Below are 23,764 nucleotides of genomic sequence, written 5' to 3' on the forward strand. Positions count from 1 at the left end.
AGTACCGGTTGAGCTCTTTTTCCAGGCTTTGTCGGTGCTTAGCGTCGAAGCTTTCGTCAAGTCGTAGGTGCCCACGGGTAGGTCGTCTCGTGAAGGGAAGGTTCGTGAGACTCTTAAGCTGGGAAGGATGACGGATAAGCGTATAGCGACTCATAACGGCATAGATTTAGAAGTAAGAGACGTGTTTGGAAGCGCGCACAAGTATGACCTGCCAGTCGTGCATGGTGGGGTTGGCACGATCACTAGCAGTAGTGGAGGTTGGGTCGCAGGCTCCCTGTGTACCCATTAGATTCGTTATATCGTCATCAACGCAAACGTGCCAAAGCATACAGGAATGGCCGATCTCATGACCAATAGTGCGTGGACTAGTGGCTACGGCGGCCTGATCAACGGTTATATAGTCCGTGATAAAAAGGGAGCAGCCAACTGCATTACCGGGGATGTCGCGAATGACGAAGCAATTGATGGGGGCGCCATAACCGAGCACGTTCCGCCAGTTACCAAAAAAACAGAGGGTACTGCTCTTAAACTGGAATTTGGTGCCGCCCAGTAGCCACTCCCCCCCGGCATTGCATTCTGCCTCTAGCGTGTCATTATCACTGGTGTTGGCGTCGATAGTGATCCAACTTTCGTCGACGGTCTCTGCGGCGGTAAAGCCACTATCGTACTGGAATGCTTGGGAAGTGATGAGTCGCACATTGGCGTCGCGCTTGTACATATCCGCCGCTAATTGCAGCATCGGAACTACTTGAGCACGGGTTGCCACGGGACTGCCTTTCTCGTCACTCAAAATGACTGTACACACCCGCAACTTTTTTTCTGGTCGAATGCCAAGCCAACCTAACAAAGCATCAGGCAAAGCAATCAATACGTTCACAACCAGCGTGATCCCATTAATGATCCAGCGGATTAGGGTACCTAGCACCGGAATCATCTGGAGCAATTCAATTATGAAAGCCAGACCAGACAATAACCATCCCAACAAAGATTCCAAGGTAACCAGTACTGCGTTAACGATAGTGGTAATGATATCCCAGGCTACGCAAACGGCCGTTGTAATCCACGTCCAGGCTACGCAAACGATATTCGAAACCCACGTCCAGACTACGCAAACTATATTTGAAACCCATGTCCAGGCTACGCAAACGATTTTTGATATCCACGTCCAGGCCTTACAGGCCCAGGAGCAGGGCCACCAGTCGCAGCAGTCACGGTATCCTTCGTCACGGGTCTCCGTACACCGGTCATATCCCTCGTCGCGGGTCTCCGTGCACTGGTCATATCCTTCGTCGCGGGTCTGCGTGCATTCCCGGTGACGTTCCTGGCCCCATTCTATACACCTTGGCATAACGGTTAGCATTTAAGCCTTGCCCGAGGATTCGGGATACTCCTTTATACCAGCAAGGACTGTCGCGTTACAACTTTTAAATTTAGAGTTGGCGGGGCGCAACTATTAGACGCTTTTTCAGTAGTTGCGCTGGGTTAACATTTATTGCAACACTATTGGTAAAAGTGTTTCACAAGCTTCACCCGCAAGTGCCAAAACGCTGACGATCGGACCTGCAAGACCGGCCGATCTAGGAAATATTCGAATCACTTCGCACACATAGTGTTGCATTAAGGACCCTACCCTCCTGCGTTGAAACACTATTACCCTAAGTGTTTCAAGTGTCATCGTCTCCCCCGTCAGAAGACAAACGACTAGGCGCGAATCAGTCACAAAACCGGTTGTCTCTGAAACAGTACATCGGTATCGTTCAACAATATCATAATGAATCAGAGCTCACTTCACTAAAAGACCCCGCACCCGCGGCCCCGGCCCACCACCGAACCTCCGCAACGAACCGGTCGTTGTGAAGTACCCACCCAAAACCCGCCGACGTTGCGAAATACCCTGCTCTCCCCGAAGGCCCACGGCGTGCTGGACTATGCCCTGGCGACCAGTCTGCTCGTACTGCCCTCCCTGTTCGGGTTTTCCCGGAAGGTGCGTAAGGTGTATGCTGCCGAGGGGGTGGTCCTGCTGACCTACGTCGGTCTTACGGAGCATCCCGCTGCCGTGAGGCCGCTTATTCCCTTCTGGCTGCACGGTAAGATCGACCCGTATAACATCGGTCAGTTTACGCTGCAGACCTTTTTACCTCCGTTCCGGGAAGACGGTAAGGTCCAGTTGTTCAATGTCCTGTTTACGGTGGCTGCGGGTGGTGTGGTGGCGTTTACCGACTGGTCCCGCAGTCCCGCAGGATCGACGGCCGGTTAGCCTATCTTGGGAGCTCCCCAAGCATAAATCGACCGCCCCGTGATCAGACTGTTGTTTCTCGCCTTGCTGCTTCCCTTAGCGAGTGGTGTTTACGCTCAAGCAGACACGGCGGATACCCTGCCCCCGGCCGCCGCTAACCAGGAACTGCTCCTCCGCGGCTGGAATACCTGGAACAACCCCAGCGTACTGTCGCACGTCAAGATGCCCGAGGGGCTCAACATCCAGCTGCTGTTCCGTAAGCAGCGGCAGGGTCCGTACTGGTTGCGGGATAGCTACGTGTCGAGTCCGAAGTTCAACTTTCCGGAGCATATCTCCCCCGGCCGGCACGCCTACGACGGCAGTTACACTCAACTGGAGATCGAATGGGAGGGACAACGCGCCACGGTCGAAACCGCCACCGACGGCAAGGATTTTTACCTCCTTTACCGCCCCCTGGAATCGCCCGACCTGCCGCACCTCCTGGCCGTAGAGACGGGTATCCTGTGGAACCTTCCCGGTTCGGTAAGCAAAAGTGACGGGACCATCACGGCCCACCTCTCAGACTCTACCTACCGCATAGCCACTACGGTGGAGGAGCAGGACGTTGCCCTACCCCTTTCCTCGCCCTACTTCTCCTTCCCGTCCGACCGGGAGGTAGCCGTGTACACCGGAAGCGCGAAGACGACCGCGGAGGTGGCCGACATCATTGAAGGGGGCAGACTGGCCTACCTCGAATCGCTCGAGCGGTACGGCGAGCTGGCCGACGCCTACGAGGCCATGCAGTCGGTCATGGCCTGGAATCTGATCTACGACGCCACGAACGGGCGGGGCATCGCCTCGGTCAGTCGCATCTGGAACGAAGCCTGGGGTGGGTACATCATCTTCGACTGGGACACCTACTTCGCGGCCCTGATGGCCTCCGTCGACTTCAAGCCGCTCGCGTACGCCAACGCGATCGCCATCACCAATGCCCTGACCGAAGAGGGGTTCGTACCGAACCTGGAGGCTACCCACGGACTGAAGTCCTTCGACCGTTCGCAACCGCCGGTCGGTAGCATGGCCTGTAAATTGATCTACGACCGCTACGGGGAGACCTGGTTCCTGGAGGCCGTTTACGACAAGCTGCTCACCTGGAACCGGTGGTGGGACCAACACCGCAACAACGGGGGCTTTCTCTCCTGGGGGTCCGATCCCCACCCCGCCGGCATGGGCGGCAATACCGAACAGGCGGCGAAGTACGAATCCGGCCTGGACAACTCCCCCCTCTTCGACGGGGTCGTCTTCGACGCGGAGAAGGGGCTGCTGGAACTGGCCTCCGTCGGACTGATGGGACTTTACGTAGCCGACTGCCGCTACCTCCGCGAAATTGCCGAGGTACTTGGGCGGGATGAGGATGCGGAAGAACTACGGCAGCGCGCCGAACGGTACGCCACGAAACTACAGGAACTCTGGGACGAGGAAGCCGGTATTTTCCGGGACAGAGACTTACGTACCGGCGCTGCTTCTCCCCACCTGGCTCCCACTAACTTTTATCCGCTACTCGGCAGCGTAGCCACCCCCGACCAGGCCAGGCGGATGGTGGACGAGCACCTGATGAACCCCCGGGAGTTCTACGGCGACTGGATGCTGCCCTCCATTGCCCGCAACGATTCGGCCTTCGCCGACAATTTCCTACTGGCGGGGGCGCATCTGGGCACCCATGAATTTCCTGGTGTACCTGGGCCTGCGCAATTACGACCTGCCGGACGCGCAGCGCATGCTGGCGGATAAGTCCCGTCAGTTGCTGCTGAACGAGTGGGAGGGAAAACGCCGCGTCCACGAGAATTACAACGCCGAGACAGGAGTAGGCGACGACGTACGCAACAGCGACAGCTTCTACTCCTGGGGGGGACTGCTTGGGCTGATCCCCCTGATGGAGCATGGTTACTTCTTCCCCGACGCGCCGGAGGACTGATGGCACTAGGGGCGGGGCCGCAGGTGCGGTGCGGGTCCGGGGGGCGTTTTTTTGCACCTGCGGCCCCGCCCCTAGGTGAGGTATTGTGGGAGACCAGGAATTATAGATGAAGGTTGTTTTTGTAGACTGGAAAAAGAACTCCCTACCGAGCAGTTGTACAGGTAGATTTCCCACGCAGACTACTTCAAATACTTGTCCAACCACTGGTACGCCTGCTCCTTCACGCCCGGCGGGAACGCGTGCTGTCCGTTACCCTCCTCAAAGATGATAGTTCGTAGATGGTCTGGCACCTCGTGTTCGGCATAGGCAGTTCTTGCATAGGTTGCCATTTCTTCGGTTTCTTCCCGGTGCTCGATGCTGAAGGTGCGCCACTTGCCGCGTTTACCCCATTCCCACATGCCCCGGGTCAGGAGTACCGGGCGGGGAGCGACATGTAAAACCCCATTACCTCATGAAAGCCACAGGATGAGACCCCAGCCTTGATGCGAGGGTCTACGAACATGAAATACACCATAACGTAGCCCCCCGCAGAATGCCCAATTGTCCCAATCCGCGAAGTGTCTACCCCATCCACGTCTACGAGCACATCCGTTGTGCGTACTAGATCATAAGCTTCCTTACCGGTGGGAGTGCGACCGCGCATCAGTAGTTGTCCAGTCCAGTGCGAGATCATACCGTCTTCTCTGTCCCAATCCGTTCCGGCGGTATCAGCGCCCACGATACGACGCCGGCCCGCATGGTAGTACCGATCGGGACAGATCACTACGTAGCCTCGCTGAAACAACTCCAGAGCGTAGTGCATGTCATCGGCTCCGGCCAGCCCCGCCGGTTCCTCCTTGCCTAGGTGAGCCTGTGGGCCGTCCTGATGAATAGCCACGATGGCCGGCAGGCGTTCCTCTCCCTGCCGGTCGGGAACGAACAAGTAAGCGCTGATACGGTCGATCGGTGTATCGAACACTGGGTCCGGCAGTTCGACGGTGTAGGCAATTTTTAACCGAACTCCCCCTTCCAAATCGACCGTCTCGAGGGTATCCAAATCCAGTGGTACGCCAGTGGGAAAAGCTCCCAGGAGATTGCGTAAGGTGTCTCTACGCGCCGGATCAGCATCGAAGGTGCTTTGAGCAGCTAGCAGCCCGCTCAGTAGAAAAAGCAAGATGGTGAGTGATCGGTACGGGGAGCTCGACATTACGTGTTGTTGTACTGTAATATACTTCCCTTTCGCTCCACGGCCCTAACTTGCTTCGATGCAAGCACACGATTCGGAGGAGCCGCAAGCCCAGCTAGTCGATAGCAAGGGGGAGCCGCTCCTGCACCACGGTGGAAGAATTGGACGACCGATCATTCCCTGATCGCTACGGTGGCGCTGTCCATCATCAGTCTGTGCGCCCTGATCGTATCGATCTACCAGGCCCGGGTATTGAGCAGCCAACAGCGCGCGATGGAGGCCCAACAAGAGATCATGATCCAGAACGCCAAGGCCCAGCTCTGGCCGAATTTGCAGGTCTTCCTAAACGTCAACGGACGGGAGGATGGCGGGGTGGAGCTAGACTTAGGTATTGCCAACACCGGTACGGGACCGGCCATCGTGGAGGGCTTTCAGCTCCAGTTCAGGGATAAGTACCTCAGCACTTACCGAGAGCTCTGGGATGCGCTGGCGGCGCCCGATTCAATTCAGCGCAACTACGGTACTACGTCCATCGGCAACCGCACGATTCAGGCGGGCGAGTCATTTTCCTTCCTGCGCTTCAATACTAACTACAGTTTAGCGCAGTTACTTTACGACCGGATTAACAACGGTGAGTCGCCTACCTTCTACGTTTGCTACCGCTCGGTGTTTAAGGACTACTACCGCCTGGAGGCTACCTACGACTCTAACTCCTTCGACGTGGCTGAGCCGGCGGAGAATTGTACACTGACGGGTGATGGTTTTGATAGTCGGAGTTACTGAAGCTACCGGCTTAGGAAGTAAATTTCGGGTCGCGCGAGGTTGCTTGCACCCGCGGCCCCGCCCCTAATCCGTACCCAGCAGCGCAACTATTTCGGGGTAGCTCTCGGACAGAGGCTGCCCGCGCTTATCCTTTGCAAACTCCGCTAGGAAGGCCTGATTAAAGGCAGGGAACCGGGGAAAGTCCCGCCGCAGCATTAGTGCTACCCTTTCGTCGATGACCAGGTCGGCCACCTCCTTCGGGTACGTCTCCTGTACGTAGAGGCAGAATAGGGCGTGGGTCAGGTACTCGTTGAAGGTCGCCTCGGGGGAATCGTAGTACCCGGACCCGGCCCGGCTATTCCAGTCGGCGAGTGATTGCATGTTGGCCGTAACCACGTCGCGGTACTGCGCCGTCATCGGGTTTACGTAGTTGTGGTCGATCTCGGTGAATACAATGCCGGACTGCAGCGCCTCCCGCGTGGTCGTGTCGTAGGCGGAGGTGAGTACATCGGCCGGACCGTTGACGAACATGATGCTTTCGTAAAAACTATAGTGGCCATCGGTCTCATCCTTCTCGAAGCGCTGCGTGGAGTGGGACCCATGGATGAGGGGAGAAAATACGATCCCGTAATGATCTATGCGCTCCGGGAACTCGCGTTCCATCCAGTCCCACATCTGGCCTACCGGCATGAGTTTTTGTTGCTGTTCGATCTGCTCGGCGTAGTCCGCGGCGTGGTCGCGGTAGAACTGGCGAAACCCAGATTGCTGGGCGAAGTCCTACACCAGGTAGAGGAGGTCAACGAAGGTCATCAGGGTGTAAGGAGCTAAACCCGAGTAGAAGTCGGCGGTCACCGGCAAGTGATAGGGCACGGCGGTGAGCCGGTCCCACTCGTCGAAGACAAAGCCGTAGCTATTTTCCCGGAATCCATAGTACAGGCTGAAGCCGACAGCGTCGGACGTGGCGTGCTTATCGAGCAACCGCACCAGGGCATGGCGGCGGAAGGGGGCGAAGTGTGCCGTTACGGCGTCGGTGTACGCCGTCCCCCGGGGGTGATTGCCAGTACTATCGCTCAGGGCGCTGAGGTAGAGGATTACATTGGCGAGCTCGAACACCTCGGGAACCGCAAAGGTCGTAGCGCCGCGGTGGGCCGTGCGGTAGGCTTCCGGATGCGGTTGCGGGGTGCCGTTGAAGCGCAGGCGGTACAGGAAGGTGTCCGTTCGGCCCACCACGGGAATCTCCAGGTTCTGGTTATGAAAGGTGTTGACGGGGGCCACCGAAAGGGTGTCGTAGCGCGTGCGTACTTCCAATCGTCGGCCGGGTTGTGCGTCCGTACCCCAGGAGCTAGGTTCGTTCAGATTGAGCCGAACTTCCTCCTGCGTGGCGGAGAAGTAGATACTCAGACTGTCATCGGGTGCGCGCAGGGTATCGGGATACACCATCTCCGACGGCACGGTTTGGGCGCGGACGCAGGTGCAGGGAAGGATCGGTAGTAGTAGGGCTACTAGGAGTGAAGTTGGCGGTTTCATAGCTTGAAAGTACGCCTCTTCCGGAGAGTAGATCTGTGCAGCCCGTGGCAATCTGGAGCCGGGACGAAGCTTTCTGCTTTTCCTCTTTGCGGGGGTTGCTGGGCTTTAATTCTGGCGAATTCGATGGGGTTAGCGTAGAGATGTGGTGCAGTTTGTTCCCGGCGCTTGCTTGAGGGCTAAGAATCTCAATTTTGATTGTGTTCTCATGTACGCCCTTGATCTAGTCAGCTTTGGGGGGGGGGGGTGGTATAGGGACATCACGAAGTATAGTACTATTTATGTTAAGTAGAATGCTTTGCCCTCTCCGGTTCACTGTAAATCAGAACTTTGCATCACTCCATCATCAATGCCAATGACGATGCCTCGCCGTCTCTAAGGCTATCCGGTTCAAGATTGTGTTTGCTATAACTTCAAGCCGCTCCTCTCCGTACCGATCCCCTAATTATATATACGGAAGTCGTAGTCGTAGTGCGTCGAGCTCCTATTCGTTCCATTCAGGTTAGTAGTTGCACCCCACTCCCCCGCATCGTCCCGCTCCTTACCGTTTAAGCCGAAGCGATAGTCGCTCAAGGGGGCACGCCTCAGTCCCAAGCCGAAGGCCAGGTAGTCCTCGTGACCCAGCAACTCCAGGGCCGTGAATGGCACGTAGCGCCGGTCCGTGTAGTCCGCCAGGTACTCTGAAAACACCGTCGTGACGTTGTTCAGGTGGTTGGTTAGCTCGTACCGTCGCTTCCCGAAGGCCAGGGGCGTAGCCGGCACTTTGGCGTCCACCACCGCACGGTCGAAGCGTACCTCACCCAGACGCGCCGAACCGAACAGGTACTGCTGTCGTAGCGTGAAGGGCTCAACGTCCAGGTAGTTGTCAATGGCCGCATCGTAGTCCCGCTCGCGCTGGTAAGTAGCCAGAGCCGTCAACCCCTGTGCATCGCGCACGTAGTAGGTCGCTGCCTCGGCGTCCCTCCCTGAGCCCGGGGCGGCCGTCAGCCGCCGCCTGGCCCACCGCTGCTGGTCCGGACCGTAGCCGAAGGTCGTGCGGTACTGCTGCTCGTTGCTAATGCTCGCATCGGCCGTCTGTACGCTGCGGACCTCCCCGTACGGGTTCCGCCGGATCGTCACTACCTCTTCCGGTCGCTCACTACTCATCTGGCTGACTAAGTTACCTCTTCTGTCGTAGGCGTAGGTCTGCCGGCCCGTGATGTAGTCAAAGGGCTGCCAGCCGGTAGCCGGATCACCGGCGCTCGCCAGGCTACCTTCTACGGCCGCCAGCAGGTTAGTGCCCGCCGTGTAGCGGTAGTTCAGCCGGTTGGCCGCACCGTCCACTGCATCCACTGGGTCTTGCGCTCTAAACCAGCGGTCCAGGCCCAGAATGGTGCCGTTGCCATCGAAGCGGGGCACCTCTACGGCCTTGGTCAGTTAGGCGCCGCCGGGCGGGTTACCATCCGCATCCGGCTCCTGGGGGCTCGCGGACCGTAGCACAAACGATTCAACTGGTCGTACTCCCCCACCGGGGCCGAGGTGTGGAAGTTATCGGCCAGCGTCGACTTGAAGTGGCGTACGATGTTGCCGTCTTTGGTCCGTAGCCGGTATCTACCGAATGATCAAAATTTTCTTTGAAACTGTCGAATTACGGGTGGATATTTTAAGTATGTATAAACCTTGTGGCAAGTCCCTGACCCTTAAAATTGACTCCCGCTGGTCAGCCACGACGGTATACACCGTGCGGCCCTGACCGTCAAGCAGATTCAGTTGGCTATTCAACAATTGATCAGGAACCTCTACTTTTAGCAGGTTGCTTGCCGGAATCGGGTAAATGCTAATCTCATCCGCAACCGGCAGTTGCGTGGAGGTCGTCGTAGTTACCGTCGTGGTCGCGTCGGCCAGGGGGGGAGCATCCTCAAATATATCCGAGCTGTCGATCGCGATGCTGTAGAACCGGTAGGTAGAATCTACCTGTCCTTCGAAGGGGGCGGCGGTGTACTCGACATTGCGTAACCAGATGCCGTACGGTCCGTCGTTGAGTGCCATGTAGATATTATAAGCCCTGATTCCCGATCCCTCGTCGTTGCCACTCCAGCTTACCTCAAAATCCTGATGCTCCTGGGTAGCGGGAAGGGCGTTGACGCTACTTACGGGGGCGGACTTATCCACGGTATTCGTCCAGGTAGGCGTGGTAATCGGCTCGTTGGCATCGAAGTAAATTGCGGCCTTATTGCTTATGGTCCTATCGGTGGTCAAATCACTGCGGGGTTGTACGGTAAAAAAAACGCTCCCTTCTCCCTGTGGAGATTTGACATTGGGCGGTAGGAAACCCGCTACCGGATCTGGAGTCGGCTGGAGCGTTCCAGGATCGAGCGATTCAAAGAGCCAGGTCATCACACCGGTTGACTCATACATTTCAGCGGTGAAGCGCACGATCAGGTCGGTTCCGGGGCGCAGATCCACGTCGGTAGAGTAATTCTTGTGGCCCGGGGGTATGTTAATCTGTCTACTGCCGATCGTGAAGTGTTGCAATTCCAGCGTCGATACGTCAAATGCCGCGGTATCGAGGGTATCAACGAGGCGGACTACCTGAGCCGCTGCGTTTGCCGATTCGATATTTTCGAAGCGGATGAGGTAAGGCAACGGTTCATCTCCGTACACGTATTTCCGCAGCCCCGCTCCATCGAGACCAATTTTGTCGTTTGGGTCAAAGGGAACCAATAATTCCACGCATTTATCAGTCTTTGGACTCGTAGGCATAAACGCTCTACCACAGCTGGCAAACGTTTTATAGACTCCTTGCTGGGTACCTGCGTGCGCAACTGCTTCTGCTACCTGGGCGAGTTTGCCACCTACTCGGCCACCGGGCACGCAACCAAGTATGGCGAACCCTGCACCCTGAACAAAACTGCTTACTTCAAACCCGCTTTGGCCGGTTAATCTTCTTCTTAGCACGGGTCTTAGGGCCAGATCCGCCGCTCCGTAGCCACATCCGAAGCCTGGAATTGACCCAAACGACAAAGCTGCAACCTCAGCAAAACAATCAAACACGTCGGGGTTCAGTAACCCTTTTTGGAACATGGCAGGAGATACCCAAGCCGATAAAGGTAGGCACTCGCCAACGCCATTACCATTGCTGTTATCGACGCTAGCGTATAGGTTGAATGTGAGAGTGCCTACTTCCCCTGGTCCAAGTATGGGTAAGATTCCTAAGACAACTCGGCTCTCTCCGGGTGTGCCCTGTGGGTAACTAAATGGGTAATCAGGCGGTAGTTTTCCAAATTCCGGCGGTGCACTACCGGGAGGTGACGGGGTACCTCCTGAGTCATTGTTGCTGCCACCGGAAGGCCACGACATGTCATAATTGAGTTCGTATTTACCTGGACTTGTTGAGGACGGTAATTGTAGAAACATTGGCACCCCGGTAGCGTCGGTGTTACCTCTGTTCCCATACATTACACTATATGTATACCACTGCCGCCGCCTTATAGCATTCGGCCCTATAATTTTAACGTAGGGGTCAGCATCTTGGCCCGCTTCGACAGAAAAGGCTTTTGGCAAACTCAGTTCAGTTCCGTCCACCAGTGTTACCTCGACATCGTAAACGCCTTCAGCTTTTCCTTCTAAGTCCAAGGTCAAGACAAGGAGGGAGCCATACACTGAAGTTACTGCGGTATCCGGTACTTCGATAGTTGGATGCTCATCGTGCGTCAACTTAATTTCAGTGTTTTCATCAAATCCCGCTCCGAGAACATTCACTGTCGCCATACCCGTATTGCCTCCGTAATTCGGAGTGATTGAATCAAGACGGGGCACCGCTAAGGTGAATCGCCTAGCTTCCGTATAGCTCCATCCTCCCCCACTATCCAGCAAGCGAAAATGTACCGTATGGTCCCCAACTGCAAGACCGGACAATTCAATAGCATAGGTAGTATCGATTTGTCCTGTTGGATCGACGGGGAGTGGAATAGCGGTTCCCGGGTCGGGATGCGCGTTGTCGAAGTAGTATTCCGCGCCCACGATCTTTTTTTTCTGCGCCGTCGCCTCCTCGACGAAGAATTGTCGAGTTTCCGTAAGTCCCCAAACCCCCTCACTGTCCCGGTAGCGAATGCTCAGGGTATGAAATCCCGGATTAAGCCCCGCTACCGAAACATCGGCCTCTACCGCCCCAGCGGTTCCATCCCTTTGAACCGCTAGGCTTAGGCCGTTGCCCACGCCGGGATCGGTGTTAAAAAAATACTCGGCTTCCCCAATAGACTGCCCTGGCAAGCCACTGCTTAGGCAAATCATAACCGCAAAAATTCCTGACAGTACCTTGATCTCCATAGCGTAATCCCTAATTTTTAGCCTCACCGAATACGGAAATCCTCAACCTACTTCCGGGAGGAACTACCACTCTTCCCAGCTCAAACGATCTGATCAACGGGATGGGCGGCTCTCCCCGTTCCGAAAAACCTTCTCCACCGTACACCCCTAGGTCCGAGCCATCGGTACCGGCATTTTTCGCTGCGGAGGCATTGGCGAGGTGAAAGTCATAATCGTAGCTGAAATCTCCCCCCGGGTAGTTATTAAACATGGGGTTTACGTCGGTAAGGTTGTTCGTGCCGGTATTGCTTCCGTACGGCAGGGTAATAGAATCGCGCAGAAAGGTCAGATTGTTATTGAAGGTTGAATTTTCGGCCCCCAGTGGAGGCTGGTTGTAGAATATATTATTGACGATGAAGCTGCCGTTTACCCCCTCGAACAACATCCTATCATCCGAATAAAATTTTTCCTCTATCTCGATGAAGGTATTATTCGTAATTACAGCATCGTGTAACCCGTGTACGCCCTCCATGATAATGTTGTTCTTAAGTATAATATTTGTGGGCTTTTGATCCAGGTACAATCGCGCTGCGCTTACTCGGTTGAGAATATTATTTTTGATCACCCACCCTTCGTGATAATCACTGTATAGGCCTAGTATGCGAATTCTACAGCGTTCAATTCGCAACCCGCTTTGGCGTAACTGTGCATCAAACTTGTTGATGACCAATCCAATAAAGGCTGATTCATCACCAATGTTCCAATTGTCAAAACTGACGAAACCAATCTCCGCAGGCAACCTACTTTCTCCGTAGGGGTGGTGTCCGGGTCCAATGAGGGTTAGTCGCTTGTCAATGGATACATTACTATATTTTTTAGACGAGCCATGGATGTAGATACTATCGCCCGTCGCGGCTGCATCTATCGCGTCCTGTATTTCCACGAACTCGGCCGGGTTACCGGGATCGTTACTTACCGTATGAACTTGCGAATACAGGAGATGAGCGAATAGACAAGCGATAAAGAGAAGCGCATTCTTCATAAGTGGTTCTTGTATGTGAAATGCTACAGCAAAAGGGATACTTATCTACCCCATGTAACTCGACTGTGGGTGATCGTAATGACCGATGGAAAACGACGATGCTAACTGAGGCATCACCACTTCTGGCACTCACCAGGACACGCCGTCCAATAGCGGGACAGGCCAGACTTGCTGAATGCAGTACTTGGTGGTCGTACAAATTCCACATAGCCAAATATAGCCGCCGAATAAACTATTGGATTGTAAAAAATGAACTTGGTATGTTAAAGTATTGAGGTATCAAGTAGTCAGACAGATTTAGTTTAACTTTCATACCGTGTGGCATAAATGTACGCCACATCACCCTCAGCGAGGAAGAGCACGCTGCCCTGGTGCAGGGTTGGAAAACCGGCAAACGGCACCCCTTCCGCTCCCGCTACAACATGATCTTACTCAGCGGTCAGGGCTACAACGCCACCGAGATTGCCGCCCTGGAGGGGGTAAGCCGCCAGACGGTAGCCCACTGGCTCAACCGCTACGAAGCGGGGGGTATCGCCGCGCTCCACACCGTGAAGGGCCAGGGTAGGCACCCCATCGTGCGCCACGACAACCAGCCCGTCATCGACAAGATTGAGGAGTTTGTCGAGCGTTATCCCCAAAAGATTGATCAGGCGGGTGTGACGGTGTTTTGATGTACCCCAAAATGCGTAACTTAGGTTCCAAAACCGCATGAACGCTAGGATTGTAAAGCAAGAGGGAGGAAAAATCACCCTAGAGATCGATATGGAACTCAAGGGCAGCATGCTGACCCAGGAGGAGGCTATTCAGCTAGCCCTCAACGAGGCCGGTAAGCTGGCTACGCGCACCGCGCTAGAAAACTTCGATACGGACGGTAAGCCCATTTCCGTTAAGGGTCAACGCCTAACGACCAAGGGGGTAAAAAAAAAGTAGTCGCCACTCCCCACGGCAAGGTGAACTGGTCACGCCATGTCTACCAGAGCAGTTCGGGTGGGGCAACCTATTGCCCGGCGGATTGCGGTGCTCGGCTGGTGACCAAGAGTACTCCCCGGCTGGCCAAGCTGCTGCAGGAAGATTACGTCGACCTGCCTGCGCGCAGGGTAGTCAAGCGGTTTGCGGATCACCATCAGGTCAGTTATTCTAAGGATTTGGTGCGTGATTTACACCAACAGCTCAGCGATCATCTCAAGCAAGTCGAAGATCGCTGGACGTACCATACCGCTACGGCTGAGGTCCTTAAGCAAGTGACTACCGTATCCATCAGCCGTGACGGTGCTATGGCGCACATGCTGGATGGTAAGGCTGCAAGTCCGCAGCGACGACGACGACGACTAGCCGGCTGGCGGGAGTGCATGTGCGGGGTAATCTGTCTGTACGACGAGCAGCAACAGTGTCTACATACCACTTAGGTTGGCGTGGGACCCCAAAAAGACAAGCCTGCCTTTACCTACCAGTTGACCGAGGCGGTCACTAAACTCAAGGAAGAACTAGCCGTGGTAGCCGTCGAACCTACTTATGTTGGCGTAGCCGATGGGGCAGTCACGAACTGGACCCAACTGGAGGCGCTCACCGATCGTCAGGTAACGGATTACTACCACGTCAGCGAGCGGCTGGGCAAAATAGCGGCGACCTTGAAGGGCGGCAAGTCCCGGCAGCAGGAATGGTTGGCGCAGCAAAAAGATCGCCTACTCGAACAGGATGATGGGGCCGACTTAGTGATCCAGGCCGTAGAGGACTTACTGACGGGGGCGGCAGCGCCGAGGCAGATCAAATCAGCGGCAAAGCGATCCGTAGTCCAGGAACATCTAACGTATCTGCGTAATCAACGGCCCCGCCTGGACTACTACGGCATGCGACGAGATAAGCTACCCATTGGCTCCGGCCCGGTGGAGGCGGGCTGTAAGACATTAGTTAAAGCCCGGCTGGGGGGGAGCGGAATGCGCTGGTTGATCACCGGAGCGGACGATATACTCATCAGCCGCAGCCAGGTATTGACCGATGGCCGCTATGATCAATACTGGCGCAAACGAATGCAGTACGCAGCCTAACTATCTACATCAAAACACCGTCACACCCTCTCCAAACGGTCACCTTCACCAGCCGGCAGCTCGAAGGTGCCCCGTTCCAGCACCTTGTACCAGACCACGAAGCCAGTGCGGTCCCAGACCAGCAATTTAATGCGGTCGCGGCGGCGGTTAAGGAAGATGAACACATCGCCGCTCAAGAGTTCATGGTCGATGTGCTGACGCACCAGACCACGAAGTCCGTTGAAGCCCTTACGCATGTCGGTCACGCCGCGGTACAAGAAGTAGCGCTGACGGCTAGAGAAGCTAAGCATCGGCGCCGGGGCAGAGTTCGCGGCTAAGCCGGATGAGGTCCGCTAGTGGCCAGTTAGTCAATTCCAGGCGAGCGCCGCCGGGCAGGTATACCGTGGTGGCGGCGCAGGAGGTAACCTCCTGCAGCGGCGGCGGCGCTGCCGCCACCAAGGACGACGGAGTGACTAAGCGAGTAAAGCCCCCCGGTGCCGACACCAACTTCTTGCCGGTAGCGTACTTTGCCCGCCAGGCATAAAAAGTACCGGTATTGATACCTCGGGAGCGGCAGAACTCAGCGATAGACTCGCCGCCGCTCCTTTGCTCGGTCAGTAATTGTTTAATTTGCTCAGGTGATCTACGGCGGCGCATCTAGACGATTTTGTTCGCCGCAAAGTTCAAGCCGCAAATCTTTGTTTACTAGATGGGGTTGCTCGGTTGCTTACTTTCATCTACCGCGCTAGACCGGGACAGGAATTAACTGCGCCCATCTCTTGGTTCTTTCCACTTTTTACCCTACCTTAAGTCAACAGAGGCATTGCGTAATTGCCCATCTTGACCTCAATTAAACTCGTTAGCGCAACTTCAAATATAATTTTAACAAATGCTAGACATGAAAAAATTAGCAATTTTGATTTTTGCCATTATCGCGTCCCTCAACTCATTTGGACAAGTTACCGTTAACCCCCACGGTAAGTTTTTCAACTATAATGGGACCAAAATTTATTACGAAGATATTGGTAGCGGAGAACCTCTGTTGTTGCTACATAATTTCTTCAATACAGCGGACTCCTGGGAGCCATACATTAAGCCCTACTCAAAACAATATCGGACTATTGCCGTCGATATGATGGGGCATGGGCGATCGGATATTTACAATGAAAGTGATTTAACATTTAGACATGAGGAGTATGCAAAGATGCTTTTTGCACTGATGGACTCCTTAAAAATAGATAAAGTGAATGGAATTGGAGCCAGTAGCGGAGGTTCCACACTACTTTATCTTAACGTCATGCAACCCGGTCGATTTAAATCGGTGATTACCGTAGGGGGGCATCTCTATTATAGCAAACAAGCCCGGGAAGCAACTTCGATATTAGGAATAGATCAGTTTAAGGAATGGGCTATAAACTGGGGCCAGAGCCTTGAAAAACAGGAGTATTTGGCAAAAATGTTTTGGGAAATGCGAAAATTTTCCGAAGGGGATCCCTCTTTTACTCCGGATAAATTGAATACCATCCAAGCAAAGTGGTTGGTAGTATTGGGAGATAATGATTTTGTCATTCCAATACAACATGCTTTGGAAATGTACCAAGGCATACCCAACAGCCGACTTTGGATCGTGCCTAATGGCAACCATTTACCTCATTTGGAGCCTGAAATACAGCCCGAATTTTTGAGGGTATCTTTGGAGTTTCTAGATGACAAGTGGGACACAATAGATTAACTACCCTGGCCCTAATAATGTATATGAATTTGTAGAACCCTACGGAATATTACGCTTCATATACTCACCGTTATATAGTAATAAACGTGACTCAATCTGGAAGCCGGTCAAGTTGCCGTACCGTATTTTTGTAGCGTATCCGCATGTTCCCTTTTGTTGGTCGTACTTCAAAGCTACGACGTGCGGGTACATTTTCCCTAGCCAGGGAGCGATCAAAAGCCTACGGTGGAGGGAGTATAAAATGGACAGCCTACGCTTAAACGGCATTGGTACAAAATAATCAGCTTCATCACCTCACGCATCACGAACGGCATACTGGAAGGAACGAATACCAAAATACAGCTAGCCAAGCGTCGAGCTAGGGGGTACCGAAATGCAGACAACTTCATTGCTATGATATATTTGCTGGCCGGTAAGCTCGACCTACGCTACTCATTTGAATCTGCATAGAGCCTTCGTTAATGAAAGAACAAACTGAAATGAATATTGATAAATTGAAAAATCAACGCAGGCTGAACGTCCAAGAACAAATCGCTGTTAAAAAGGATTCAATTCTGAAAGAAGCTAAGCATTGGAGAGACAACGGAGTCCCTATACCTCTAGAGAAAATATTTAAAGAAAATAAAATTGAAATCGCCAAAGCAATAGTGCTTAAATATGAACAAGACTTTCCAGGTATAAGCACTGACGAAGGAATTGTTCTCACACAAAATGGGAAATTCTATGAATTTGATGTGGATCTAAATAAGGACAGAACTGAATTGATTGAATTGTACTCATTCGTTGATGTTTCTAACAGATTTGAAGTTAGCGAGCATAAAAAAGGAATCGGAAAAACATATGGATTCTTGGCTCTGGAAGTGCTGAACGAGTTGAGTGAAAAATAAAAGAGTCTAACGTTTAGCTACCCGCCGTGGTGCACCCCCCCACAAAGTACGCTGACTGGGAACGAGTCCTATCGGGTGTAATTCAGATTGTCGCGTCACTTATGCCGCTATATCATATTGATCAATTATGATCTCTTCCATTCTCCGCCCCTTGTTGCTGCAGTACATCGAGCGGATATTCAGCACCGGCTGTGCACCCTGATCCCAACGCTGACCCTTGAGTTTGCAGCGCTGTTGAACTACGCTGGAGACGGCTGACTCTATGGCCCCACTGCCGATGAGGTAGCCATTATCCCGGTATTCGTTGTACCTCATCCTGGAGGCGTTGTTGGTCAGGTAAGTCAGCAGCTCGGTGGCTGCCCCGACCACCCTGGTGTGTGGATGCGTCAAGTACATCTTGATCTCCCGGATGATGTCATCACTCTGCCCCTGGTGGAATTGGTTCTTCCACTGGGTGAGCTTGTCCTTGCGCTTCGATTCCTGGGGGAGCAACACCGTGCCAAACTCGCAGAGGTGCTCGTAGGCATGGTAGAAGTCGAGAATGTGCTCCGCCTGCGGAAAGGCTTCGGCCACCCAGTTGCGCATCCAGGTCGCTCCGTCCGTGATGATGATGAGGGGTGCCGTGGGGTACTGCTGCTGTTGCGCCGTAAGCAAGTTACCAAAATGGTCCACAAAACTAGCATAGTGACCTTCCCGTACCAGGTATTCTGAGTTGAGTACCCGGTTGCGTTGGTCTGCCTGCTCATCATCTGGTTTACCCGCCACGAGCTGTGAGGCCCGAAAAACGCGACCTATTTTTACTTCCTGGTAGCCCTCATCATAGCGCAACATCCCCCCATCGAACATGCCGTACAGTCTTTCCTCCTGCGCCGCCGCCGCCGCCCCCTCCGCCGCCGCCCCCTCCGCCGCCGCCGTTGCGGGCTCCAACTCAGGGTTTGTTTGCAGTTCATCCGGGCGCAACGGCTTGGTCAACTCCTCTTCCACCCGCGGCAGAAGTCCGAAGTGTTCCTCCAGGCGGCGGGCCTGGGCCGCATTGGTCAGCTCGCTGCCCAGCGTGGCATTAAGTAAGTCGACGGCCGTAGCGGGTACGACCTGCGCGCAGAAGCGCAGGTAATGACTCTGAAGCAAGGGGGAGATGGCCATGCCATGAGCACTAGCCGACCCCCACTTCGCCTGCTTGGCAACACTCACTTTGCCGAAGGTGGACACGACGGTTTTTTTTACGGCGGTTGTCGGTCTGCCCCCCTAACTGTTCGTTAATTACCCCCCGGCAAGTTCGTCCATCAGCTCCCGCAAACCGCGTTCGTAGTCCAGCAGATTGGGTTGATCGGTAAGGGCATTGATGCGGGCATACTTATCTTTAGCCAGGGCCAGAAATTTATCTTCGGTCAGCATGCTTGAGTAGTTTGGTAGGAAATAAACGGATTTACCCGGGCGCGACAATCTGAATTACACCCGTCCTATCCTACTGACCAGCTCAATAGAGACACGGGGAGTATTGCATAAAGTGTGTCAAGAGTTTTGGGGTGAAGGGGAGACAGGGTTCTACCAGCCTCGGCAGAAACCGGGTGGGGGTGGTCGAAGCCTGGCTGTTACCCGCTGGTTAGGTAGCGGCATCACAGGTCGAGTTTGAGGCGGTCGTCGTAGAGGATGGACAGTTGAGAGAGGATGCGGTTTCAGTTGTGCATCGGCTTCTTCCACTTGCTCTTTACGTCGCGCTGGACCAGAAAGAGCAGTTTCATTAGTGCGGTATCGGAGGTTGCGTATTCCGGAGTTACTGACCCCCCCATTCCGGAAAGTACTGACCCCTCCATTCCGGTCCACTGACCCCCTGGGTGTGGAAAACATTCCGGCTCACTGACCCCCCCCTCTTAGGTTTGTGGTGACTCACGCTTGATCATCCCCAACTTCATCGCTCACCAGCGTATCGAAGATGGGCAAACACAAGTGTATGGATCAGATCATAAAAATTCTCAAGACCTACCAGCACACCCGCTCGATCAAGGGTACGGCACGGCAGTGTCGGGTGTCAAAAAACTCTGTGCGGGGATACCTGCGCCTGGCTAGGGCGCACCATGCCGACCTGGCGGTCGTGTTGGCCCTGCCAACCGAGCAGTTACGGGGCGTTCTCTATCCCGACCAGCTGCGGCCCACGCTCGATCGCCGGGGCGTTTTCGATGCCCAGGTAGACGACTGGATCAGGGAACTGGCCCGCGTTGGGGTTACCAAGCAGCTCCTATACGAAGAGTACAAACGACAGTATCCCGACGGCTACGGCTCTACGCAGTTCTACCTCTACCTGGGCCGCGAGATCGGCCGGCGCGACCTGACGCTGGTGTTGAGCCACGTCCCCGGCCAGAAGCTCCAACTTGACTTCACCGGTAAAACCTTACCCTGGGTAGACCGGCAGACGGGCGAGGTCCGCCAGGCTCAGGTGCTGCTGGCCGTAATGCCCCACTCACAGCACACCTTTGCTATCGCCCTGGCGAGTCAGTGTACGGCCGACTTCGTTCACGGCATCAACGAGGCATTGCGCTTTTTCGGTGGCGTACCCCAGGTTATTTTGTCGGATAACCTTAAGGCCTTCGTCATCAAAGCGGACCGTTATGATCCCGACTTCAACGATGTTTGCATCCAACTGGCCAGCCATTACGGGGTGGATCTCCAGGCCGCCCGACCGCGCAGGCCGAAGGACAAGGCCAGCGTCGAGAATGCGGTACGTATTGCTTATACCCGTTTGTATGCTCCCCTGCGCGACCGGACCTTCCACAGCCTCGAACAGCTCAATGGCGGACTGGGCGAGCAACTCGCCGAGCACCAGAATATCGACTTCCAGGCACGGCCCGGTACCCGCCTATCCTGCTTTACGGAGCACGAACTGCCGCTGCTGCGGCCGCTGCCGACAGGCCCGTTCCTGCTCAAAAAGACGGTCCGGGCCAAGGTGCAACGTACCTACCACGTCATGCTGCGTATTTCACCCTGTTTGACCCCCCTATTTCACTCCATTTGACCCCCCTGTGGATAACTCAGCAAAGTGAGGGGGTAAAAGTAGCTATTCTAGCTGAGATACGTCACCTTTGGAGGCACGGCGGCGGCGACGGAGGCTGTCGCCGGTCAGCGCGACGCGGTGAGCCTTGCTGACGATGCGATCTAGGATGGCGTCGGCAATGGTAGGCTCATCAATGTATTCGTGCCATTTGCCACGGGGAGTTGGCTGACGATGATGGTGCCGCCACGCTCGTAGCGGTCTTCGAGGATTTGGAGCAGGAGGAGTTTGACCGGGTGAGTGATGGCCTGCAAACCGAAGTCGTCGAGGATAAGTAGGGAAGCCTTGGCGAGCTTGTCCAGCCACTTGACGACGGCTTACATTACGGGGCCCTACCCGTAATGACGCTCGGCCTGAGCCAGCGCGATTCGCTCGCAGAAGCGATTCAGGTTGAAGTACAGCGTCCGGTATCCATTGGAACAGGCGTGGTGGCCGAGCGCGCAAGCCAGATAGGACTTGCCGCAGCCGGTCGCCCCAGTGATGAGAACGCCCTCGCCCCGGTCGATCCAGGCCAAGTCGCTCAAGAGCGCCAACTGGCCACCGGTGAGGTTGCGTGCCGGGCTGGGGTCAATGTCGTGTAGGGTGGCCGCGTAGCGCATTTTGCTCGTCCGCAGATAGAGCCGTTGGCGACGGTGCTGGCGGGCCTGGGCTTCAGCGTCCACGAGGCGGGCCAGCAGGTCGTGGGCCTCGGGGTGCTGGTCGATGGGCAGACCGAGGATGGCTTCGTAGGCTCCGGACATGCCGGTTAGTTTAAGGTTGCGCAGGGCGGTAAGGTTGGTGGAAGTCATTAGGTAATGGATTGATTGATAGGTTGTTGATGGCCTTTCGGTGAGCTCGGCTTTGCGCTTCTTTCTTTTCACGGCACTCCCCTACGCGCCACCTAATTTTGGTGCGCTCGTGAGTGGGTGACTTATTGGTAGGCACCGGGGCCGCGGATATTTTCGTGCGCCGGCGGGGTGAACAGATCGAGCTGATCGGTGAGACGGTCGAGGCCCTTTTCGAGCACGTTTTTGAGGCGCTGGTAGCCCGCCCTGCCGGTTGGTTCGAGGCGGACGGCGGCGGCTTCCAGACGGTCTTCGCCGTAGCTGCGCCCCAGGCTCAGCACGCCCTGACAGGCACGGTAGCTTTGCGGTTCGTAGTGGCGCGAAGTCAGTACCTGGCCCATCGCCCAGGCCGTGGCCGGGCCGATCCTGGCAGCCCGGTTACGGAAGTGCTCCCCCGTCCAGCCCTGGGCGCGGCTCCACTCCACGTGGCTGGCCAGCATGTGCTTCGGGTTAGTCCGGTAGCTGCTCCGGCTGGCGGAGTGCAGACGTTCATGGATGGCCACGCGCTGGCGACCGACGAAGATCTCCACGCTGGTCTGGCTCAGAACGATCTCGGCGGTGCGACCCACGTAGCGGTGGGGCACGGAGTAGAAGTTGCGGCGTTGGCTGAGGTAGACGTGGTAGTTCTTCTGCACCTTGGCCGTCAGCCTGGTCCGTAGGGCGAAGGGGCGGGCCGGCAGGGCGCGCAGCAGGGGCTTTTCCTCGGCGGCAAAGACGGCCGCGCGGCAGCCGTCGCGCTTCTGGTAGGGCCGCTCGTTGTGGGCGGTCAGTTGGTCGCGCAGGGCGGCGTTGATCGCGGCCGGTGAGTGGAAGACGCGGTCGCGCAAAGGCGCGAACAATCGAGTATAGACGGTGGCTACGGCGTTCTCTACGCTAGCCTTGTCTTTTGGTCGGGCTGGTCGGGTGGCCTCGAAGTCGACTTCGTAGTGCAGGCCGAGTTGGACCACGGCGTCGTTGAAGGTCGGCTCATAACGGTCGGGGCGGGTGACGAAGCTTTTGAGGTTGTCCGAGACGATGGCCCGGGGCAGGCCGCCGAGAAAGGCCAGGACCTCGTTGATGCCGTGGACGAAGTCGGCCACGCGTTGGCTATCGAGGGCCACGGCGAAGGTGTACTGCGAGTAAGGCAGTACGCCAATAAGTACCTGGCAATCATTTATCTGTCCGGACTCTACGTCAACCCAGCCGAGAGTGCTTCCGGTGAAGTCGAGCTGTAGTTTTTCGCCCGGCCGGTGCTGGATCGGTAGCGTCAAAGCGGTCTGGCCGATGGCTCCGTTCAGTAGGGCGCAAAAGCGGGTGTAGCCGTAGCCATCGGGGCGCTGGGCTTGGTATTCCTCCCAGAGGAGCTGGCGGGTGACGCCGGTGCGCTTAAGTTCGATCTTAAAGTATTCGATCTGAGCGTCGAAGTAGTCGCGCCGCGCATCAGCGGTTGGGGCTATGAAAACGGCGTTGAAAGTGCCTTCGTCTAGGGCTAGAACGGCGGCGCAACCGCCCGACTGGGCCTGAGCCAGGCGCACGTAGGTACGTACCGTGTTGCGAGCGCAGCGGCACTGCTTGGCCGTCTGCTTGAAGGAACGCGTGCGGAGATAGGTCTTGAGAATGTTGCGGATTTGATCCATGCGTAGCGGTTTAGCCATCGTCCCAGTTTGTTTGTGAGAAGATGGGGCCTGCGCTGGTTATCCGGGGGGGTCAAACGGAGTGAAACGTTTTCCACAAGGGGGCGTTCGCGTCCTATTTTGGGAGGGGGGTCAAACGGAGTGAACCAGGGGGGTCAAAGCGTGTGAAATATGCACCTTGGCCCGCACCGTCTTTTTGAGTAGGAACGGTGCGGTGGGTAGTGGGCTAAGCAGCGGCAGTTCGTGCTCCTTGAAGCAGGACAGACGGGTACCGGCGCGTGCCTGAAAGGCGAGGCGCTGGTGTAGGGTGAGCTGCTCGCGTAAGCCAGTATTAATTTGCTCGAGGCTGTAAAACGTCCGGTCGCGTAGGGGAGCGTACAGGCGGGTATAGGCAGTACGTACTGCATTTTCGACGCTCGCTTTATCCTTTGGCTTTCTTGGTCTGGCGGCCTGTAGGTCCAGCCGGTAACAATCAGCCAACTGTACGCAGACCTCATTAAAGTCAGGATCGTAGCGGTCGGCTTTGATGACAAAGGCCTTGAGGTTGTCCGACAGGATCACCCCCCGGAGGGGGTTCAACAAACCGGAATGTTTTCCACACCCAGGGGGTCAGGGGACCGGAATGGGGGGGGTCAGCACTTTCCGGAATGAGGGGGTCAGTGGGACCG

General features: G+C 55.5%; 23 protein-coding genes and 3 pseudogenes. 12 read left to right on the plus strand and 14 right to left on the minus strand.

The genetic code is table 11. The annotated features are described in order from the left end of the window. Window positions 1-166 precede the first annotated feature (166 nt). The gene (locus ACOOHD_RS06955) at window positions 167-985 is read right to left on the minus strand and encodes a hypothetical protein (RefSeq protein WP_420460846.1); all 819 of its coding nucleotides are present in this window, start codon (window positions 983-985) and stop codon (window positions 167-169) included. A gap of 897 nt (window positions 986-1,882) precedes the next feature. Between ACOOHD_RS06955 and ACOOHD_RS06960 the strand changes: the two genes are divergently transcribed. Genes ACOOHD_RS06960 through ACOOHD_RS06970 form a run of 3 tightly spaced genes read left to right on the plus strand, consistent with a single transcriptional unit; the run spans window position 1,883 to window position 4,190 of the window. Continuing rightward, the gene (locus ACOOHD_RS06960; protein ID WP_420460847.1) at window positions 1,883-2,257 is read left to right on the plus strand and encodes a hypothetical protein; all 375 of its coding nucleotides are present in this window, start codon (window positions 1,883-1,885) and stop codon (window positions 2,255-2,257) included. 39 nt (window positions 2,258-2,296) lie between these two features. Beyond that, window positions 2,297-4,006 carry an MGH1-like glycoside hydrolase domain-containing protein gene (locus ACOOHD_RS06965; RefSeq protein WP_420460848.1) on the plus strand — a complete coding sequence of 570 codons (1,710 nt, stop codon included), beginning with the start codon at window positions 2,297-2,299 and terminating at the stop codon, window positions 4,004-4,006. After that, window positions 3,936-4,190, plus strand: coding sequence for a hypothetical protein (locus ACOOHD_RS06970; protein ID WP_420460849.1), 255 nt, complete (start codon window positions 3,936-3,938; stop codon window positions 4,188-4,190). Before ACOOHD_RS06965 ends, ACOOHD_RS06970 begins: the two co-directional genes overlap by 71 nt. 406 nt (window positions 4,191-4,596) lie before the next feature. Here the strand turns inward: ACOOHD_RS06970 and ACOOHD_RS06975 are convergent, their stop codons facing one another. Then, on the minus strand, window positions 4,597-5,376 hold the full coding sequence (locus ACOOHD_RS06975; RefSeq protein ID WP_420460850.1) for an alpha/beta hydrolase family protein: 780 nt from the start codon (window positions 5,374-5,376) through the stop codon (window positions 4,597-4,599). Between the two features lie 171 nt (window positions 5,377-5,547). Here ACOOHD_RS06975 and ACOOHD_RS06980 point away from each other — a divergent pair, with 171 nt between their 5' ends. After that, window positions 5,548-6,138, plus strand: coding sequence for a hypothetical protein (locus tag ACOOHD_RS06980; RefSeq protein ID WP_420460851.1), 591 nt, complete (start codon window positions 5,548-5,550; stop codon window positions 6,136-6,138). A gap of 63 nt (window positions 6,139-6,201) precedes the next feature. On the opposite strand, the pseudogene ACOOHD_RS06985 reads toward ACOOHD_RS06980, so the two are convergent. From ACOOHD_RS06985 to ACOOHD_RS07005, 5 genes and pseudogenes are all read right to left on the minus strand, one after another. After that, window positions 6,202-6,882 (minus strand): annotated as a pseudogene (locus ACOOHD_RS06985) (DUF4932 domain-containing protein); the annotation flags it as partial. A 12-nt stretch (window positions 6,883-6,894) separates the two neighbouring features. After that, window positions 6,895-7,644, minus strand: a complete 750-nt coding sequence (locus ACOOHD_RS06990) for a hypothetical protein (RefSeq protein ID WP_420460852.1) — start codon at window positions 7,642-7,644, stop codon at window positions 6,895-6,897. A 438-nt stretch (window positions 7,645-8,082) separates the two neighbouring features. Then, window positions 8,083-9,039 (minus strand): hypothetical protein, encoded by a 957-nt coding sequence (locus ACOOHD_RS06995; protein ID WP_420460853.1) that lies wholly within the window; start codon window positions 9,037-9,039, stop codon window positions 8,083-8,085. A gap of 192 nt (window positions 9,040-9,231) precedes the next feature. Continuing rightward, window positions 9,232-11,949, minus strand: a complete 2,718-nt coding sequence (locus ACOOHD_RS07000) for a T9SS type A sorting domain-containing protein (RefSeq protein ID WP_420460854.1) — start codon at window positions 11,947-11,949, stop codon at window positions 9,232-9,234. A gap of 10 nt (window positions 11,950-11,959) precedes the next feature. After that, a complete protein-coding gene (locus ACOOHD_RS07005; protein WP_420460855.1) occupies window positions 11,960-12,871 on the minus strand; it encodes a hypothetical protein in 912 nt (303 codons plus the stop codon). 470 nt (window positions 12,872-13,341) lie between these two features. Here ACOOHD_RS07005 and ACOOHD_RS07010 point away from each other — a divergent pair, with 470 nt between their 5' ends. The 4 genes from ACOOHD_RS07010 to ACOOHD_RS07025 all read left to right on the plus strand — a co-directional run bounded on the left by ACOOHD_RS07010 (window position 13,342) and on the right by ACOOHD_RS07025 (window position 15,015). Continuing rightward, complete coding sequence (locus ACOOHD_RS07010) at window positions 13,342-13,641, plus strand: helix-turn-helix domain-containing protein (protein ID WP_420460856.1); 300 nt, start codon at window positions 13,342-13,344, stop codon at window positions 13,639-13,641. Window positions 13,642-13,678: 37 nt separating this feature from the next. After that, window positions 13,679-13,900 (plus strand): hypothetical protein, encoded by a 222-nt coding sequence (locus tag ACOOHD_RS07015; RefSeq protein ID WP_420460857.1) that lies wholly within the window; start codon window positions 13,679-13,681, stop codon window positions 13,898-13,900. 98 nt (window positions 13,901-13,998) lie between these two features. Further along, window positions 13,999-14,376: a hypothetical protein gene (locus ACOOHD_RS07020; protein ID WP_420460858.1), complete on the plus strand. Its 378-nt coding sequence runs from the start codon at window positions 13,999-14,001 to the stop codon at window positions 14,374-14,376. A 6-nt stretch (window positions 14,377-14,382) separates the two neighbouring features. Next, window positions 14,383-15,015: a hypothetical protein gene (locus tag ACOOHD_RS07025; protein WP_420460859.1), complete on the plus strand. Its 633-nt coding sequence runs from the start codon at window positions 14,383-14,385 to the stop codon at window positions 15,013-15,015. A gap of 20 nt (window positions 15,016-15,035) precedes the next feature. Here the strand turns inward: ACOOHD_RS07025 and tnpB are convergent, their stop codons facing one another. Beyond that, window positions 15,036-15,305 (minus strand): IS66 family insertion sequence element accessory protein TnpB, encoded by a 270-nt coding sequence (gene tnpB / locus ACOOHD_RS07030; protein ID WP_420460860.1) that lies wholly within the window; start codon window positions 15,303-15,305, stop codon window positions 15,036-15,038. Beyond that, entirely contained in the window at window positions 15,298-15,651 is a 354-nt protein-coding gene (gene tnpA / locus ACOOHD_RS07035; protein WP_420460861.1) for an IS66 family insertion sequence element accessory protein TnpA, read from the minus strand. The genes tnpB and tnpA overlap by 8 nt, the downstream gene beginning before the upstream one ends. A 241-nt stretch (window positions 15,652-15,892) precedes the next feature. Between tnpA and ACOOHD_RS07040 the strand changes: the two genes are divergently transcribed. The 3 genes and pseudogenes from ACOOHD_RS07040 to ACOOHD_RS07050 all read left to right on the plus strand — a co-directional run bounded on the left by ACOOHD_RS07040 (window position 15,893) and on the right by ACOOHD_RS07050 (window position 17,613). Beyond that, entirely contained in the window at window positions 15,893-16,726 is an 834-nt protein-coding gene (locus ACOOHD_RS07040; protein ID WP_420460862.1) for an alpha/beta fold hydrolase, read from the plus strand. 252 nt (window positions 16,727-16,978) lie between these two features. Then, window positions 16,979-17,176: pseudogene (locus ACOOHD_RS07045) on the plus strand (transposase); the annotation flags it as partial. A gap of 11 nt (window positions 17,177-17,187) precedes the next feature. Then, a complete protein-coding gene (locus tag ACOOHD_RS07050) occupies window positions 17,188-17,613 on the plus strand; it encodes a hypothetical protein (RefSeq protein ID WP_420460863.1) in 426 nt (141 codons plus the stop codon). Window positions 17,614-17,712: 99 nt separating this feature from the next. On the opposite strand, the gene ACOOHD_RS07055 is transcribed toward ACOOHD_RS07050, so the two are convergent. Both ACOOHD_RS07055 and ACOOHD_RS07060 read right to left on the minus strand, forming a co-directional pair. Beyond that, a complete protein-coding gene (locus ACOOHD_RS07055) occupies window positions 17,713-18,822 on the minus strand; it encodes a hypothetical protein (protein ID WP_420460864.1) in 1,110 nt (369 codons plus the stop codon). 51 nt (window positions 18,823-18,873) lie between these two features. Then, complete coding sequence (locus ACOOHD_RS07060; RefSeq protein ID WP_420460865.1) at window positions 18,874-19,008, minus strand: hypothetical protein; 135 nt, start codon at window positions 19,006-19,008, stop codon at window positions 18,874-18,876. Window positions 19,009-19,564: 556 nt separating this feature from the next. Between ACOOHD_RS07060 and istA (ACOOHD_RS07065) the strand changes: the two genes are divergently transcribed. After that, window positions 19,565-20,623 carry an IS21 family transposase gene (gene istA / locus ACOOHD_RS07065; RefSeq protein ID WP_420460866.1) on the plus strand — a complete coding sequence of 353 codons (1,059 nt, stop codon included), beginning with the start codon at window positions 19,565-19,567 and terminating at the stop codon, window positions 20,621-20,623. A gap of 42 nt (window positions 20,624-20,665) precedes the next feature. Here the strand turns inward: istA (ACOOHD_RS07065) and ACOOHD_RS07070 are convergent. The 3 genes and pseudogenes from ACOOHD_RS07070 to ACOOHD_RS07080 all read right to left on the minus strand — a co-directional run bounded on the left by ACOOHD_RS07070 (window position 20,666) and on the right by ACOOHD_RS07080 (window position 23,678). After that, a pseudogene (locus tag ACOOHD_RS07070) lies at window positions 20,666-21,447 on the minus strand (ATP-binding protein). 122 nt (window positions 21,448-21,569) lie between these two features. Then, window positions 21,570-23,117, minus strand: coding sequence for an IS21 family transposase (gene istA / locus ACOOHD_RS07075; protein ID WP_420460867.1), 1,548 nt, complete (start codon window positions 23,115-23,117; stop codon window positions 21,570-21,572). Window positions 23,118-23,228: 111 nt separating this feature from the next. Then, complete coding sequence (locus ACOOHD_RS07080; protein ID WP_420460868.1) at window positions 23,229-23,678, minus strand: hypothetical protein; 450 nt, start codon at window positions 23,676-23,678, stop codon at window positions 23,229-23,231. Window positions 23,679-23,764: the final 86 nt, after the last annotated feature.

The organism is Neolewinella sp. (assembly GCF_965214665.1).
In the GTDB taxonomy this organism is placed as follows: domain Bacteria; phylum Bacteroidota; class Bacteroidia; order Chitinophagales; family Saprospiraceae; genus Neolewinella.